The organism is Oceanobacillus sp. Castelsardo, assembly GCF_001659985.1.
Lineage (GTDB): Bacteria > Bacillota > Bacilli > Bacillales > Amphibacillaceae > Oceanobacillus.
On the sequence record NZ_LYCS01000005.1, the window covers coordinates 253,953 to 272,096 of the forward strand.

General features: G+C 31.3%; 15 protein-coding genes and 1 pseudogene. 1 reads left to right on the forward strand and 15 read right to left on the reverse strand.

Features of this window, described 5'->3' with window-relative positions; all coding sequences use genetic code 11:
- Positions 1–288 precede the first annotated feature (288 nt).
- Positions 289–402 (reverse strand): putative holin-like toxin, encoded by a 114-nt coding sequence (locus tag A9178_RS19350; protein WP_231889830.1) that lies wholly within the window; start codon positions 400–402, stop codon positions 289–291.
- 1,369 nt (positions 403–1,771) lie between these two features.
- On the opposite strand from A9178_RS19350, the pseudogene A9178_RS18670 reads away from it, so the two are divergent.
- Positions 1,772–1,981, forward strand: a pseudogene (locus A9178_RS18670) (hypothetical protein); the annotation flags it as partial.
- A 90-nt stretch (positions 1,982–2,071) separates the two neighbouring features.
- Here the strand turns inward: A9178_RS18670 and A9178_RS11170 are convergent.
- From A9178_RS11170 to wecC, 14 genes are all read right to left on the reverse strand, one after another.
- The gene (locus A9178_RS11170) at positions 2,072–2,998 is read right to left on the reverse strand and encodes an LCP family glycopolymer transferase (RefSeq protein WP_231889831.1); all 927 of its coding nucleotides are present in this window, start codon (positions 2,996–2,998) and stop codon (positions 2,072–2,074) included.
- Between the two features lie 193 nt (positions 2,999–3,191).
- On the reverse strand, positions 3,192–4,286 hold the full coding sequence (gene wecB, locus A9178_RS11175; RefSeq protein WP_068675265.1) for a non-hydrolyzing UDP-N-acetylglucosamine 2-epimerase: 1,095 nt from the start codon (positions 4,284–4,286) through the stop codon (positions 3,192–3,194).
- Between the two features lie 70 nt (positions 4,287–4,356).
- Entirely contained in the window at positions 4,357–5,379 is a 1,023-nt protein-coding gene (rfbB, locus tag A9178_RS11180) for a dTDP-glucose 4,6-dehydratase (RefSeq protein WP_068675267.1), read from the reverse strand.
- On the reverse strand, positions 5,380–6,234 hold the full coding sequence (rfbD, locus tag A9178_RS11185; RefSeq protein WP_068675269.1) for a dTDP-4-dehydrorhamnose reductase: 855 nt from the start codon (positions 6,232–6,234) through the stop codon (positions 5,380–5,382). It abuts the gene before it with no gap.
- Between the two features lie 3 nt (positions 6,235–6,237).
- On the reverse strand, positions 6,238–6,798 hold the full coding sequence (gene rfbC, locus A9178_RS11190; RefSeq protein WP_068675271.1) for a dTDP-4-dehydrorhamnose 3,5-epimerase: 561 nt from the start codon (positions 6,796–6,798) through the stop codon (positions 6,238–6,240).
- 13 nt (positions 6,799–6,811) lie between these two features.
- Positions 6,812–7,696 (reverse strand): glucose-1-phosphate thymidylyltransferase RfbA, encoded by an 885-nt coding sequence (rfbA, locus tag A9178_RS11195; protein ID WP_068675273.1) that lies wholly within the window; start codon positions 7,694–7,696, stop codon positions 6,812–6,814.
- Positions 7,697–7,718: 22 nt separating this feature from the next.
- The gene (cps2T, locus tag A9178_RS11200; protein WP_068675275.1) at positions 7,719–8,879 is read right to left on the reverse strand and encodes a beta 1-4 rhamnosyltransferase Cps2T; all 1,161 of its coding nucleotides are present in this window, start codon (positions 8,877–8,879) and stop codon (positions 7,719–7,721) included.
- Positions 8,880–10,157, reverse strand: a complete 1,278-nt coding sequence (locus tag A9178_RS11205) for a glycosyltransferase (protein ID WP_197482185.1) — start codon at positions 10,155–10,157, stop codon at positions 8,880–8,882.
- Positions 10,158–10,256: 99 nt separating this feature from the next.
- Positions 10,257–11,339, reverse strand: coding sequence for a glycosyltransferase (locus A9178_RS11210; protein WP_082918177.1), 1,083 nt, complete (start codon positions 11,337–11,339; stop codon positions 10,257–10,259).
- A gap of 52 nt (positions 11,340–11,391) precedes the next feature.
- Positions 11,392–12,672: a hypothetical protein gene (locus tag A9178_RS11215; RefSeq protein WP_068675283.1), complete on the reverse strand. Its 1,281-nt coding sequence runs from the start codon at positions 12,670–12,672 to the stop codon at positions 11,392–11,394.
- Between the two features lie 34 nt (positions 12,673–12,706).
- Positions 12,707–13,966, reverse strand: a complete 1,260-nt coding sequence (locus A9178_RS11220) for an oligosaccharide flippase family protein (protein ID WP_068675285.1) — start codon at positions 13,964–13,966, stop codon at positions 12,707–12,709.
- A complete protein-coding gene (locus A9178_RS11225; protein WP_068675287.1) occupies positions 13,963–15,699 on the reverse strand; it encodes an asparagine synthase-related protein in 1,737 nt (578 codons plus the stop codon). The genes A9178_RS11220 and A9178_RS11225 overlap by 4 nt, the downstream gene beginning before the upstream one ends.
- Positions 15,700–15,732: 33 nt before the next feature.
- A complete protein-coding gene (locus A9178_RS11230; RefSeq protein ID WP_231889832.1) occupies positions 15,733–16,848 on the reverse strand; it encodes a glycosyltransferase family 4 protein in 1,116 nt (371 codons plus the stop codon).
- Positions 16,845–18,122, reverse strand: a complete 1,278-nt coding sequence (gene wecC / locus A9178_RS11235; protein WP_068675408.1) for a UDP-N-acetyl-D-mannosamine dehydrogenase — start codon at positions 18,120–18,122, stop codon at positions 16,845–16,847. The genes A9178_RS11230 and wecC overlap by 4 nt, the downstream gene beginning before the upstream one ends.
- Positions 18,123–18,144 lie beyond the last annotated feature (22 nt).

Genomic DNA, 18,144 nt, shown 5'->3' on the forward strand with positions numbered 1-18,144 from the left:
TGCACTTATGCAAGAGAATAAAGTATATACTTTATTCTCTGCCAAATAATGTTTCCATGCACATTAACGCAGTGGGGGTCTAATCAGATCCTCAAAAAACACTAAACTATTGCATACACTAAAAGAAATCATGTATAATATAAATAAATGTAATTATAATAATAAAAATGGCTGAGTGCTACTAACACTCAGCCGAAGCAACTACATGCCGCATGATAAGCGGCTGACCAGATATTGTAGTTTGTGCAAAGAAGTAACTACCCTAATCTTGGCAGTGGATAGGGCAGCTTACTTCTTTTTTCTATTGGTGACAAGTGTGATAATTGCTATAACAACTGATAATCCTGTTGCTAGAAAGATTCCAAATTGAAATAGCATATCCATTGCTTCGTAAGTCACCATTTAAACACCCCCTTTCATAAGGGAGTGCCAACCGCCCATCCGCTTTATGTAGTTACTGTGTGCTATACACACATTATAATATTAGCAGTATTACTAAATAATTTCTATAAATATATTAAAAGTAAGCTGAATTATATGGTTAACTTATCTGTTCAAGACACCAATAGCACTGACCCCAAAATCCCTGTTGTAACATAACTGATCACTGCTTCACATAGCAGGACGTTCGGATGGAAGCAAAAGAACCGTACCCGTGCTTCACAAACATATTCACTTCATCTTTTCACTTTAACGCTTTAAAGCAGTGGGGATCTGACCCTGAAATCAATTTTTCATATTTAATTGAGTAAATTTCACAATTCCCAGCCCATACAGGCCAAGGCTTTTAAGACATGAAAAAGGAAGTACCTCCCCAATCTTGTATAATGGTAGTCGTCTAAAACATCCCAAAAGACTGGAGGTGTACTTCCATCGCTTATAATAAGCGAAATGAATTAGAGATGCTTGGTTTTGATAAACACTTTGCCCCTACTTGCTTTCGGGAACACTCCTATCGTTACGATACCAATTAAAGGCAAAAATAATTATAACAATTGTCGTTATCAATGGAATTTAAAGAAGATGACCCCTATTAAATATAGAATCATCTTCTAGCTGCTTAACCCTCTTTTTTAGAGTGTCCTTGACATAGGTGCCAGTTTAATACCAACCACCCTCACAATATTCAGTTGCTACTTTATTTTATCATATATTTACTGTATCACAATCTGCTAATTTTTGACATATTATGACAAAAACATCAATTCCCCAATCCCACTCTGTGCACTTTAGCACATTAACGTGATGGGGGTCTGACCCATTGGCCTGAAATTTAGGAGGAATAGGACGACTGGGTCTGACAGGGTTACCATCTCTACAGATTTGCTGGAGGAATTTTCCTCTAATTTCATTAATGAAATTAAAACTACAGAAACAGAGTTAAGGTAATATGGCATAGATATTAGAAAAGTTCTTCCAAGCGCATTTAGGGGAACATCTGTGTTAGTAGATGCAAACTATCAGATGACAAACAACATGTAATGTTTAGATTTAAGAGCTATAACAAGTTTTATTTTCGATTAAGTAAAATTAGTGGTGACGTTTTCAATCGAATTTGACCCTCACCATGTATGGAAGAATGGTCCAGTAGAGATAAGTATTACTGATTCAGAGATTAATTTAAAGCAAGATAGTTTCTCTGGTATGAAGCCCTTCGAATTAAGGGGACAACATATAGAACTGACGGTTGAGGGGCTTTCCTTTAGAGTTCCATATTATGGCTTACCAATTAACATTGAATATGGATTGATTTTTTCTTACACTAACCTCCAGTGACGACAAAGAACAAACGATACCTCTTTCAAAATCGAATGTATTAAAATATAAGATTGAAGACGGATCATGGTTCTGCCTACGTCCATCCGGTACTGAACCAAAAATTAAATTTTACTTTGGTATAAAAGGTGAATCGCTTGACGCAAGTAAGAATGCTTTATCAGAACTCCGCGCGCAGTCATGGATCGAGTTGAAAAAGAATTGAAATAAATGAAAAAAGAAAGGCAGTAGGCTTCGAAGCATTACTGTCTTTCTTTTTTCATTTCCTACAGAAACATTTAATATGGATTTCACATCAAGATTCCATGTCTTCAATCATTCCATGAACTTTCATAACTTCCTCTTCTGGAACAAGATAATAATATACCCCATCAATTTTAGTTCCACTACCTTGCATCATATAACTTTCACTATTATGGCGAACACTAGCATAATTAAATAATAAATCCTGCATGTCATCAAAATCCATATTGGTAGTCATATTATTACCTAGTACGTTGATTGCACCTTTGATTTTATTTACAGCCCCAATATTGACACCTTTATCTAAAATAGCAGCAATCACTTTACGTTGTCTCTCTGTTCTACCAAAATCACCCTTAGGATCTTGATATCTCATACGAATAAATCCCATCGCTTGCGGACCGTCCAATTGAATTTGTCCTTTCTCATAATGATAACCCTTTTGATAGTATCCTGTATCCACCCAGTCTAACTCATTTTCAACCGTAATACCACCTAATAAATCAACTAGATCTGCTAATCCCTCCATGTTAATCTGGACAAAATAATCTAGTTCGATATCTAGAAGGTTTTCTACCGTTGCTATGGACATATCTGCTCCACCAAAGGCATATGCATGATTAATTTTATCTTCAGTCCCTTTTCCTACTATCAAAGTACGAGTGTCCCTTGGAATACTCACGAGCTGCATTCTATCATTCTTTGGATCAAGGGATAGTACCATTAAAGCATCCGAACGTCCTCTATCACCGCCACGTTTATCAACGCCAAGAAGGAGTATATTAAGTGATTGCCTATCATTCACTTTCTGTTTAACTACCTTTTTGTCTATATTAGTAACCGTTTCTTGCATGTTATCATTTACTACTTGTTTGGCATGACTAAAAATGGAGAAGGTATATGCACCAACACCTATAATAAGGACCAAAACGATTGATAAAACAATTAAACTTATTTTCTTCCAAAGAGGTTTTTCCATTTTATTCCTTCCTTTAGTAGACATTCTCATCTTCCCTATATTAAAATTTTATACAAACCACATTATAATCTAAAATTAATAAGTTGGATAGAGCATATATGCAAAACAAAATAGTTCACAATCCTAATAATAGGTGTGAACTATTTAACTCCCTTAAAATTATATTAATATAATTTTAATTACTATAACCCTTTTAAAGTTCTAAGACATCGGCTATTCTCTTGCTAGCAAATCCGTCACCATAAGGATTACTTGCTTTACTCATATTTTCATACTCTACCTTATCTTCAAGAAGTACTTTAAATGTATTGTAAATATTTTCCTCATTTGTTCCAACTAATTTTAATGTTCCAGCAGCTACGCCCTCTGGGCGTTCTGTTGTATCACGCATAACTAAAACTGGCTTACCTAAGCTTGGTGCTTCTTCCTGAATACCCCCGCTATCAGTTAATATCAAGTAAGAACTTGATAAAAAATTATGAAAATCCAAAACCTCTAAAGGCTCAATTATCCTAATTCTATCACAATTTCCTAAAATCTCATTTGCAGCCTCTCTCACTGCTGGATTCATGTGAATAGGGTAAATAACCTTAATATCCATGTGCTCATCAACAATTCTCTTGATAGCTTTAAACATATTCCTCATCGGTTCACCTAAATTCTCTCTTCTGTGAGCCGTTATCATTATGAGTTTACTATCTTGTGCCCATTCTAATTCTTTATGTGAGTAATCATTTCTAACTGTTGTTTTAAGAGCATCAATAGCAGTATTACCTGTCACATAAATAGTAGAAGGATCTTTTCCTTCTTTCAAAAGATTTTCTTTAGACATCTCTGTTGGAGAAAAGTTATATTTCGCCATTATTCCCACAGCCTGTCGATTAAATTCCTCAGGATATGGAGAATAAATATTATAAGTCCTTAGCCCCGCCTCAACATGACCAACTGGAATTTGTAAATAAAAACATGCTAGTGATGTTACAAAAGTTGTAGAGGTATCACCATGCACTAGGACTACATCCGGTTTGACTTCATCTAATACAACCTTCATTTTTTCTAAAATATTTATTGTTACATCAAATAATGTCTGCTTTGCCTTCATGATTGATAAATCATAATCTGGAACAACATCAAAAGCTTGCAAAACTTGATCTAACATTTCTCTATGCTGCCCTGTAACACAAACAATAGTTTCCAGTTTATCCCGGAATTTTAGTTCTTTAACTAAGGGGCACATTTTTATAGCTTCTGGCCTCGTTCCAAAAACCACCATTACTTTTTTTTTCATCTATATCTACCAACTTTGAATTAATTTTTGGTCAAAATTTCAAATAGCAATTTTCTAAAGAATATCAAACTTATTTTAAGGAATAGTTCCTTTCAAAGTATTTTTTATATTCTCCACTTATAATTTGTTCCCACCATTCTTTATTGTCAAGATACCATTGAATGGTTTGAGAGATTCCTGTTTCAAAAGTATAATTTGGGTTCCAACCTAATCGTTCTAATTTAGTAGGATCAATTGCATAACGTTTATCATGTCCTAATCGATCTTTGACAAATTCTATTAAATCCTCCGATTTATCTAAAGCATTGATAATAGTTTTAACAACCTCTAGATTTGTGCGTTCATTATGACCACCAACATTATATACATCACCATTAACACCTTCGTGCATGACTAAATCAATAGCAGCACAATGATCCATAACGTGTAACCAATCGCGAATATTTCCGCCATCTCCATAAACTGGTACTTTTTCATCATTTAATACTCTAGAAATAGTAAGTGGTATCAACTTCTCAGGAAAGTGATATGGCCCATAGTTATTTGAACAACGTGTAATATTGATTGGTAATCCATATGTTTCATGGTATGCACGAACTAATAAGTCGGAAGATGCTTTACTTGCACTATACGGACTATTTGGTTGTAATGGTGTTTCTTCTGAGAAAAAGGTTGTTGGATCAAAATCTAATTCACCATAAACCTCATCAGTTGATACATGTATAAATTTAGAAATGCCGACTTCCTTGGCTGCATCCAATAATACTTGTGTTCCTAATATATTCGTACGAACAAATACTCCAGGATCTGTAATTGAACGATCCACATGGCTTTCAGCGGCAAAATGAACTACATAATCAAATTTTTCTTTTTCAAATAGAGGAATTATTGCCTCCCGATCTGCAATGTCTGCCTTTAAAAAATGGTAATTTTCTTTTTTTTCAATTTCATGATGCTTTGCCAAATCTCCGGCATAGGTCAACAAATCTAGATTATAAATATTATAGCTTGGATATTTATCAACCATATATTGAACAAAGTTTCCACCTATGAAACCAGCTCCACCAGTTACAAGAATTTTCTTCTTTGTCATCTATTTCACCTCTGCTTTTAATACCTGAATATACCTTTTAACCGCATCCTCCCAAACTGGCAAAGGAGTAAAACCATTTTCTACAAGCTTTGCTTTAGACATTCTAGAATTCTTTGGTCGGACTGCACGTGTTGGATATTCATCTGTAGTTATAGAATTTACTCTTACATCAACATTAGCCTGCCTAAAGATTTCCCTTGCAAAATCTGCCCAGCTACAAAATCCTTCATTAGTAGCATGGTAAATTCCAAATTTGTCACTTTGAATCAAATCTATTAGCAAAGTTGCTAAATCAAATGTGTAGGTAGGGGACCCAATTTGATCACCAACTACATTTATTTCATCTTTTGTTTCCGATAAACGAAGCATAGTCTTAACAAAGTTATTCCCATTTTTTCCAAATACCCATGAAATACGAACAATATAAAGCTTTTCTAACAATGATTGAACAACCTGTTCACCTAGAAATTTCGTTTTCCCGTAATACCCAAGTGGAGATGGCAATTCTATTTCAGAAAAAGGAAAATCTCCTTTTCCATCAAATACATAATCCGAACTAATATAGATAAATTTCGCATTTACTTCTTTCGCGGCTTTTGCAAGATACATAGTCCCATTCACATTAACATCATAGCAAATTTTTTGATTATCCTCAGCAGTATCCACAGCAGTATAAGCAGCACAATGGATAATAGCATCCGGCTTTATTTTTTGGATGTATTCTAACACCTTAAGTTCACTCGTAATATCTAAATCACTTGATGTAGTACCCTGCATATCTAATCCACGTTTACAACCTTCTCTGACTACATCATAGCCTAGTTGTCCACCATATCCTGTTACTAATATCTTCATTATTTACTCACCACTCATGAAATTATTATCAGCATCATCAAGTAGTGGAGCCGCATCATCTTTCACAGATAAAACCGGTTTGATATTCATTGGCCACTTAATACCTATGACGGGATCGTTCCATAAAATACTTCTTTCGTTTTCTGGTGAATAGTTTTCATCTACTTTATACTGGACCTCTACATTATCAGTTAAAGTCATAAACCCATGTGCAAATCCCTTTGGGACAAATAATTGCTTTTTGTTTTCAGCACTTAATTCAATTCCAAACCATTCTCCGTAAGTAGGGCTTCCTTTACGGATATCTACTGCTACATCAAAAATAGCACCTTTCGTACACCTAACAAGTTTTGCTTGTGCCTTTGGGTCCATTTGATAATGTAATCCACGTAAAGTACCCTTCTTTGCTGAAAAAGAGTGATTATCCTGAACAAATTCTGTATTTATTCCATAATCTTCAAGTACCTTTTTACTATAAGTCTCAGTAAACCATCCACGATGATCCCCATATACTTTTGGTTCTATTACAAAGACTTCCTTTAGTCTTGAATTAATTACTTCCATGTTTTGCACCTTCTTACTTTTTATTTACTTTTAGTTGATTAGTAAGGCTTATTAAATATTGACCATACCCATTTTTCTTTAACGGCTCAGCCAAATCTAGCAATTGTTCTTTTGAAATATAACCCTTTCGATAAGCTATTTCCTCTAAACAGGCAACTTTTAAACTTTGTCTTTTTTCAATCGTTTCTATAAATGCAGATGCCTCTAATAAAGACTCATGTGTTCCAGTATCCAACCAAGCAAAGCCACGGCCTAATAATTCAACATGAAGATCGTTCATATTTAAATAAGCTTCATTTACAGCCGTAATTTCTAATTCTCCACGTTCAGATGGCTTTATACTTTTAGCAATATCTACAACTCGATTATCATAAAAATAAAGCCCCGTAACGGCATAAGAGGATTTCGGTATTTCCGGTTTTTCCTCAATTGAAACGGCTTTTCCATTCCCATCAAACTCTACTACACCAAATCTTTCTGGATCTTTTACATTATAACCAAAAATGGTTGCCCCCGATTCTCTGGAAACCACCTTTTTTAATAGGTTAGTAAAACCATGACCATAAAAAATATTGTCACCTAGGATAAGTGCAACATTATCGTCACCAATAAAGTCCTCTCCAATAATAAAAGCTTGTGCTAACCCATCAGGTGAAGGCTGGACAGCATAGCTTATTTGAATTCCAAATTCAGATCCATTTCCCAGCAACTGTTCAAAGCGTGGGGTATCACTTGGAGTTGAGATGATTAGTACTTCTCTAATCCCAGCTAACATTAAAATAGATAACGGATAATAAATCATTGGCTTATCGTAAACGGGTATTAATTGTTTTGATATTGACCGGGTAATTGGGTATAGTCTCGTCCCGCTTCCACCCGCTAAAATAATTCCTTTCAAAAAATCACCTCCAATTTCAAAATTATTTTTTTTCTAAAAAGAGTATCTCATACTTATTAACAATTTTGTCCCAAGAATACTCATCTGAAATTCGTTTATGTGCTTCAAACTCTAAATCCTTAATTTTATCATCATCAAATTTCTCAACATCATTAATTAAAGAAGATAAATTACCTTTATTCTTGTTGAAATAAACTGCACCATTTAATCCTACTTCTTTATTAAAGACAACATCCAAAAGTAAATTCACTTTAGTAGAAGCTAATGCTTCAAGTAAAGATGGATTCGTTCCACCTACTTCATGGCCATGAAAATACCCATAGGCAAGTTCTCTTATTTTTCTTAGTAATTCTTGATCATAAACAGTACCTACAAATTTTATACGTGGATCTTGATCAAACTTTGTCTTTAATAGTAACTCTTTGTAGAAATCATTTTGCTCAACATTCGAAATAATTATTAAATCCTTATTTGATTTGGATAACATATATTCCCGTATCATAAGTTCATAATTATTTTCAGGTACAAAACGCCCAACAATTAAATAGTATTCACCCGGTTTAGTATCATGTTCCTGATACCAACTAACTAACTTCTCATCGTTCTGATTTAATTGTGATTTTGTTACATCCGCCCCATATGCGATAAAAGTCGTTTTTGGATTATAATTAGAATAATCTTCATGAATATACGACTCAATTCCTTTTGAATCACAAACCAATAAATCAGCATGCTTTACCATTAAACGTTCAGATAACTTCCAGTAACGTTTAATCCAAAAATTCCATTTACTTCTTTTCCATTCATGCCCATCTGGATTAACAAATACTTGTGCACCTAAACTTGCTAAGTCCCTTTTGTATTTAGAAAAGAAGGGCCCTATACGGCAAGCTAATATATAAACAATACTATCAGTTAGGTGGTTTTCTTTTATATATCGAATACATTCTTTAATACTTAGTAAATCATATAAAACTGCCTTAGCACTTCCCACTTCAGGTACTTTGACATTAAAACAACGTGCATTATTATAATAAAATTCATCATTATTGTCCGCCATACAAGATACATGGTAGGTGATATCTTTATAGACTCTTCTTTTCGTTAGTTCATCAACAAATGTTTCAAAACCACCATATTTAGCCGGTATTCCCTTTGAGCCGATTATAAAAATGTTTTTCATCTAATTTGCTCCTATTATTTTTTCGTAAAGTCTTTTGATCTGTTTCGTATGGATTTCCATAGTCCACGGAAAATCCTCTTCACATATGTTTTCGTTTAGTTCCTGTAATATATATCGATTACTAATCAGCAGTCCTATTAAATTCGCTAATTCATCGGAATCAGCCTTAAAAATAAATCCTGTTTTTCCATGCCTTATTATATCTTGTGAACCAACATACTCAGATATTAGTACGGGAACGCCGTGTGACAAAGCCTCGAGAGCGATAAAACCAAATGTTTCTTTCCAAACACTAGGAACAATCAAAATATCCGTACTATTAAAAATATCCACTAATTTCTCGTGATTATAACGCCCATGAAATGAAATATACTTTTTCTCATTACCAACCAATAAAGTTTCATTTGTATTTCCATATATATTTAAATACCAGTTGGTTTCGTTTCTTTGTAATAAATTATTCAATGCCTCTCTTAATAGAGGAAATCCTTTATATTCTTCCAACGGACCTAAAAATGTGATTTTTAACGGGGCTTTTGTATCAAATGTTTTCAGATTTCGATTATCATTAATATCGTCGTGCGTAACTGGGGCAATTTCACCTTTTACATCAATAAACTTTTCAAAAACGCCTTTTGCAATACTACTATTAAAATAAAAGTAATCTATGCTATTTAACATTTTATAATAATAGTCTTTTAATTTTTTATATTGTACGGATAAATCTTTATCTTTTATGTGAACATTTGTCCCATTTTTTTCCTCTTGAACTTTAATATTCCCCTTTTTATAACTTCGCAACCTTTTAGTCAGTTTACTATCCTTAGTAATCCGATATAACTTAGATTGCATTAAATAAATTAGAGGAAGGCTATATGCGCTATGGCTATAAGTAAAATAATCTTCACTTTCTTCAATAATATTAGGTTTAGTTGATATTCCGAAATAATCATGGGTTGTATAAACCATCTTAATTTTTAATTCTTTCGCTGCAATAAAAAATTCCTGATGTATCCCCATAAAGGTATGAATATGAATAATTTCAGGATTTATATTTTCCAAAAATTTTTTATAAATATCTTTTGGAGAGACAGGTTTCATAAATTCATTTGGTTTTGATATTCCACCCATTAAGGGGACTGGTAAGGGATTAATAAGCTCAAAGACTTTAATTCCTTCAAAAATGTCATGTAATTTGATTTTTGTTTTATTCCCCAATAAAAAGTGACCTGGAAATAGTAAATAGACCTTATCATTTTGCGTAATTTGATTTTTCATAAGATCAATAGAATATTTTGTAAGCCCACCTGACCTGTATGGTGGAAGTCCTAGCGTATAATGTAAGATTTTCATTTATTATCACGTCCACATTTCTAATTACGTGTTCTTCTTATACAAAGTTTCATTTATGAACTCTACTCGTTCCTTCCAGGTATTATCCTTTTTGCATTTTCTAATATTATTTATAAAGCTCTTCTTATCACGTTCATCTAAATTGATAGTTTTTAATATTTTCTCTGCAAGTTCGTTAGGATTTCCAATGCAAGTCATTCCAATATTTTTTTCTTCAATAAACTTGGCTACTTCACCATGTTTAATAGCTACTATTGGAAGTTCATATGTTATATATTCAAATAATTTTATTGGTAAACATAGCTTTGTGTATTCATCTTTATATCTTGGTATTATTGCTAAATTACTTTTATTGTAAACTTTATATATTGTTTCCTTAGTTTCATGATAAATATTTAACCATTCGTGTTCCGCATTAACTTTCTGAAGATAATCATTTAATTGATATTCATTTTTCCTACACACTAAATTTAAAGGAACTCTTTGTTTCATATTTACAAGCTCCATAGCTTCAATTAACAATTCAATACCACTAAAAACTTGATCAATTTCACCAACATACACAACCCCTTTTTTGGTTGATTGTTTTACTGGTAATTGTTCACAACCTGGAGGAAGAACTTTAACCTCACATTCATTCCTTGTAAAAGTCTTCAGTTTTTCACAAAAAGAGTTACTCTGACCGAAAATCACGTTAACATTTTTACTTAAAAATCCTAAAAACCATTTATTTACAATTGGCACTAGAATATTTTTCAATTTACCTTTACTAATTTGAATATTATAAGCCCAATACATATCACGATAATATAAACCTGTTTTTACATTATTAAATTTTTTCTTAATTAATTTTAAAATTAATGTATCATAGAGACGTGTAACCCCAACCTTAGACTCAATATAGCAATAATCATAGTTATTAGTAACAGGTAATTCCTTGAATTTCAGAAATCTCTCTTTAGGATTTGCCCCCATAATAATATCTATATTTAATCCCTTTTTTTTAAACTCATTCAATATACTTAAAGAACGGACAGAAGGACCAGAATTGTTATTTCCTAAATCAATATCATTCAAAATGATAAAAAGGATACTTTGCATTTTCATCACTAACCTAACTTTTTAAATATATTATCTTAAATCAATTTATAATTGTATACTATTTATAACTCAACACCTTTAAAGGTACGGTAATGAACATTATAAACATAATTAATACCGGTACAGAATAAATAATCTGTGCATTTAACACTGCTGAAGTAATCAAAAAAGATAAATAAAGGATAATTAGAAGAGCCATAAACAACTTATTTTTTCTGAAATTAGAAATAAAACCAATAAAAATACTAAGTAGGATTATTATAAATATTAATACACCTATTACTCCTACTTTTACTCCTAAAGTATAAAAGATATTATCAATAAATGCCCCCGCACTACTAATTGTGTAATCAACGTTATATAGAACAAGTTCTTTTCCAAGGCCGTAGCCAAGGGGGTTCCTTTCGATTTCATTCGCAGCCATTTCATTTGATATTTCTCTAACGTCTAAGGAACCTTCATTGGATTGAAATCTATTAACAATATCGCTAATAATTTCTTGTGATGTTCCAATATAAGTTGAGACTATAAAAGTGGTTGTCAAAAAGAATAATAGCCCAAATAACCTTAGACCAAGCTTCCAATTTATTCTATATTGCCCATAACTTTTGTATAATAGTAATAATAAAACAATTAGACAATTAAAAATACAGAGTAGTATTAAAGTTCTTGTTTGTGATAAGAGTAAAGAAATTACATTAGAAAGCAAAACAATACTGAAATACAGTTTATATTTTGGAAACACATTTTTAATTAGTACAAACAATAAAAGTGGTATTGTCAAAATAAATAACGTTGTGTTACTAAATGTAATTCTATTACCCCACCAAGCATATAACCTTTCACCATATATATACGGTAGGTAATCCTGCATAAATAAATACAAAGATAACACTACAATAGAATAGACAAAACTAGAGTTTAAAAAGGTTTTAATTACACTTAAATAATTGTCCTTATTTATTAAAGATCTAAACATTACATAATTTATAAAAAAGTAAATGAAGGTTTTAACATCTGACAGCAAAAATTCATTATTGTTTTGTAACCCTATAAAAGTATAGATGACTACAAATATAAATAAAGCCGCAATTATAAAATCCAATTTTGAAAATCTAATATTTACACCTATATTAATAAAATTAATCACTAATAATATTAATAGAAATAACAGTAAGATATCTGTTGTTTCTACGCCTTTCCATTCAAGTACCAACTTATAATGAATATAATTATTAAATGGAATAGAAAGATTTACAAACAAATATAAACAAAATAATTTAGTTATATTTTTTTTTATAAAAAAAATAAAGCCAAATATTATAATAAAAAATCCCATGTTTGTACTCCTAAAGATATTATTTACCTGGTAGCTAAGCTTTCAACTTACGGTTTAAAAATACAATATAAATAACAGAAGAAAGACATATAATAGTGACTGTAGTTATTGCAGCACCATAAATTGAATAATTGTTTATTAAAATTATATCCAGACCTATATTTACAATACCGACAAATAAGTTAATTATAAATAAAGGTTTCACATGTCTTAACATTGATAACAAATTACCTGCAGGAATTCTAAGTGTACCAGCTATTAAATATCCAAAGCATAATATTCTAAACACCTGGATAGTATCACTATCTGAATAATTACTACCAAACAACATCCTAATAATGAAAGGAGCCCCGATAATTAGTAAGAATACTAAAAAACTGTTAATTAATAAAAGTATCTTTACCATTTTTTTGAATCTGAGTTTTACCCACTGCTTTTCTTTCCTATTTTTTGCAAAATAAGGATATACAAACGTCATAATGGAAAGTGGAATAAAATTTAACGCAAACGGTATTAGTGTAGCCGTCTTGTATGTTGCAACTAGTTGGGGATCGTGTATTATTAGGCCAATTAAGAATATATCAATTAAATACAAAATTTGTGAAATTACATTATTAAACATTGAGATAATAGAATATCCCATAAAGTTTTTCTTTTCAATGCTATTTATATTTGAATTCTGCCTATTAAAAAAGGTAAACCTTGTTCTTATAATATTAGAACCAAATATGATTGAAATTAAATACGAAATATAAAAAGCAATAATTACACCATATACCCCAAAGGAAATAGCCCCAATGATAGAAAATGTAAAAATTAGAAAACTATTTAATGTATTTAAAAAAGAAAATTCCTTATTTAATAATCCTGTTCTTAAATAATTTTGTATAAATTCATACAAAAACATAAATAGAGGAATAAATGACATTAAAATTAATGCAATTTGTGTTTGTTCATTTGGGAACTCTATTGTTAAAGCATAAAATATCATTAAGATTGAGATTACTAAATTAGAAAGAATACCTACCTTAAAACCTAGCTTATAAAAAAGGTTTCTTTTCACATCGGACTCTTCACTACCAAATTGTAAAAGAGCAAACAATACTCCTAAACCGTTAAATAATAAAAAGATATTTAATATATTCTGAGAGTAGCTATAATTTCCAAATTCTGTCTTACTTAGTAATCTAACTAAAAAGATACCACTACAGAAGTTAATAATCTTATTGATTAAGTTGGAGCCAAAAATGTGAAAAAGACCTTTTTGCATAAGCTTTTTTAAGAATTCATTCATCTATTATCACCAATAAACACCTTAACTGTTGCCAGAATAGTAAGTACTTGTATCTTTTCTACCGTTATTCCATCCCTATACAAATCTTGGCACATAATTTTAATACTTTTATGACTATCTAATAAATCTATGTTTTCTTTATAGTAGCTAATAATGAACTCTTTTAAATCCTGATTTTTTCTATACCAATAATCAAAAGGATTCATTCCCCTCTTGGCATTGTAACCATATAAAGCCGGCAATTTTAATGTTTTTAAAACCTTATTGACTATTTTTATGGATAGATTTTTTGACTTTATTAAATATCTCGGGGTTGTAATTTTTGACTTAATCTTCTCATAAATATAATGGGAAGCAGCTGGATATTTCCTTAAGATCCATTTGTAATATAGATTATGATTAATCCGCTTTTCTAATGGAATATTAAGACAAAACTGCATAAATTCCAAGTTGTAAAATGGCGAAAAAGACTCAGTTTGTTCTTGAAATGAAAGATTACCATTTAACGCAAAATTAAATCCCCTATTATACATTTTAAATAACTCATCATTTTCATAGTTGATGTATTCAATACGGTCCAATCTATCTTTATATTTCGTGGAATAAACATACTCAGAGAAACTTACTTTTTCATGTTTTCGACTTTTCGAAAATGACCCAACAATAACGTCACCTAACTGGCCAGTATGAACAAGCCCGTACGGGGCTAAATTAAGAGATTCTAGGTTATTTTTAGAATGCGCCATACCATAATAAATACTTGTACCACCGCTAATCTTAACTACATTTTCGATATCAAGCAAAAACTTTGCGTCATCCAATGATTTAAAGATAAACTCATGATTTAAGTCTACTGCAATTTGTTTTGCAATTTTCTCATCAAGATAATTTGACTGTGAAAATGTATAATTCAATAAATTTTTATATCCTAAATCGTGAGCTACGAAATTTACCATCCTAGAGTCGAGTCCGCCACTTAAAGAAGCTATATGCTTATAGCCATATTCCTGATCCTTATCAAATTGAAGTTTGACTGCATCTCTGAATAATCTATCTAATTCATCGATTATTTCATCTTCATTCCCAAAAATTGTAGGGGTATTATTGAATTGAAAATACCTTTTAATTTCAATCTTTTTACTTTCAACCTTAATATAATGACCAGGTAGCAGCTTCTTAATTTCCTTAAACAGAGTATTATCATCAATCATATATCCAAAAGTTAACATACAAAGACAACTTTCTTCATCTAAACTAAGTGAATTATTGTTATCTTTTAATATATTTGAAAGATCGCTGCTTCTTGATCCTAATAATATCCCTCCCTCAATTAAAGAATAATACACCTTTTTATCGCCAACCTGGTCAGTATAGATTAGCCATAAATCTTCATTTTTATCATGAAAAACACAGGAATAACTACCTCTTATGTCCTGGAAGAAAAGTTCCTTTTTATTTTTATACATACTTATTAATGTCTTTTCTAATGTTTCCTCTTGATATTTCGCCATCAATTGTCTACTATTTAGCAAAACTCCATCAGTAATTATTAAATAATTATCATCTTCAAAGAATACCTTATCATTAATAAACTTTTGGTTTACCTTCCTTTCAAAGTAAAAGCTATCAGATTTGGTTCTATTCTTTATTAGATTATCTTCATTAGTATCACCATGATTAATAAAATTAAGTTGATTTATATTACTCCCAATATATCCTGTTATTCCAGGCATTCCTATACCTCCAATGATTACCCCTAATGTTTACTAGTTTAGTATTACTTCTAATTCTTGTTTAATAACTTTATCTGGTCTACATTTATCAAAAATAGACCCAGAACCCTCCTTGGAAATATAATTAAATACGGAAGGGTTATAATATAGGTATTCTATTGATTCAGCTACCTCTGCTGGAGATTTAGTTAATAAACCAGTTTTTTTATGCTCTACAAACTCTGGAATAGCTGAATTGTCAGTTGTTATGGTCACTAATCCGCTAGACATAGCCTCACACATGGAAACCCCTTGCGAATCCTGTCTGGTTGGGCATAAAAATATGCCATTTTTCAAGTGCTCTTGTTTAATTTCTTTATGCTTTAAATATTTGTTTTTTATATTTACATTAGGGAGTTCTCTTAATGGTTTAAGTGTTTTATCAAACAACTTTCCTGAGCCATAAATGTTGAATTCCAAATCATTGAAGAATTCCTTATTTTTCAATTTCAATATTGCCTCTACAGCTACATCATTAGCATATTTTCTTGACTCAAACGGCCTAATAAGTAATATCTTTTTCCTTTGGGATGTGTCTTTCTCTTCAAACTTAAATAAATCCGTATCTACTACATTATGAATGATGTGATATTTATTTACTTTGGATAAAGTATCTTTCTCCATAATACTTTTAATCCAATTAGAAACAAAAATGAATTTAATGTCTCTTTCCTCTGACTCTTTAATGAATTTTCTTAAGTTAAATAATTGCCTAGTATTTTGTAAAATATATTTCAAAAAGTTATGCTCAGTAAAGTTAAATAATCTCCTATACCAAGCAATGGCTTCCATCAAATGAATCCAGACAATTATTGGTATCTGACTATCAATAGAGTTTAATGCCTTTATCATATGTCTATTTATAAAATGCACCAATATTTTATAAGGCTTTTCATTCTTGACGAAATGAATAAATGATTCATTATTTCCCTCTATAACTTTAACACCTTCAAACGTATATTCATTAATCTCATCCAGATTATTATCTAAAACAAATACCACAACCTCTAATTTAGACTTTATATATTCTAAAACTCTACGATGGATAAATGCATTTCTATAAAGACTATCTTCCTTTGGATACATGTTAGTTAATATAAGGTATTTCAAGTGATTAACTCCCCAATCGGTCCTTGTTTTTGACCTACGACTTTGTTAAGCACACCTTTAGTGTCAATAACGAATTTATCTTTAAGAATGTCACCATCTATTTCTTTAAAATAATCATGGTCGACTAACAATACAACTATATCTGCTTTATTAATAGCTTCAACTGTATTGCATAACTGGATATTATAATCTCTTAAGTTAACGGGTAGTTCATTAATATATGGCTCCACTACATAAACTGTATCTTTGAATTTTGTCGCCAATCCCTTCACAACATCTACTGCTGGACTTTCTCTTAAATCATCTATATTTGCTTTAAAGGAGAGGCCTAAACAGGCTATAGTAGAATTAGGTTTATTATTGACCTTTTCCGTAACCTTTTCTATAACATAATTGGGTTTTAATTCATTAACCATTCGTGCAGTATGAATGAGTCTAGATTCTTCAGGAGCAGAATCAATAATAAACCATGGATCAACAGCAATACAGTGTCCTCCAACACCTGGCCCCGGTTGTAATATATTTACACGTGGATGGTGATTTGCTAATTCTATTAATTCCCACACATCTATATCTAGCTTGTCAGCAATAATCGATAATTCATTTGCAAAAGCTATATTAACATCTCTGAATGAATTCTCCGTTAGTTTAGATAATTCTGCAGTTCTAGCATTAGTTTTAAGTATTTCACCATTTACAAAGCTACTGTAGAAATAAGCAGTTTTTTCGGTGGATATGTCATTAATTCCACCTACTATACGATCATTTGAAATTAATTCTTCAAGTATTTTCCCTGGTAATACACGTTCCGGACAATGAGCTACATAAACCTGTTGACTACTTTGTCCATCAAAATTTAAATCAGGTCTTTCTTGTTCAATCCATTCTACTACTTTTTCTGTTGTACCTACTGGACTAGTAGACTCTAATATAATAATATTTCCGGGCTCTATATAAGTTGCAATTGACTTAGTAGCATTTTCTACATAAGATAAATCTGCTTTGTGGTTTTCTTTAAAGGGAGTAGGGACTGATAAAATAAAAACATCGGCTTTTGCAGGAATTGTCGATGCAGTTAATAGTCCTCGTTCTACAGCTTCATTAACCTTTTTATTTAAATTAGGCTCAAAAATATGTGCTTCACCTTTATTAATCGTTTCTATAGCATTTTCATTTATATCGACTCCATGAACATTGTAACCACTATCAGCTAGGACAACTGCTGTTGGCAAACCTATATAACCTAGACCTACAACACAAATATTTTTCACTATCATTTCCTCTTTTCATTTATAA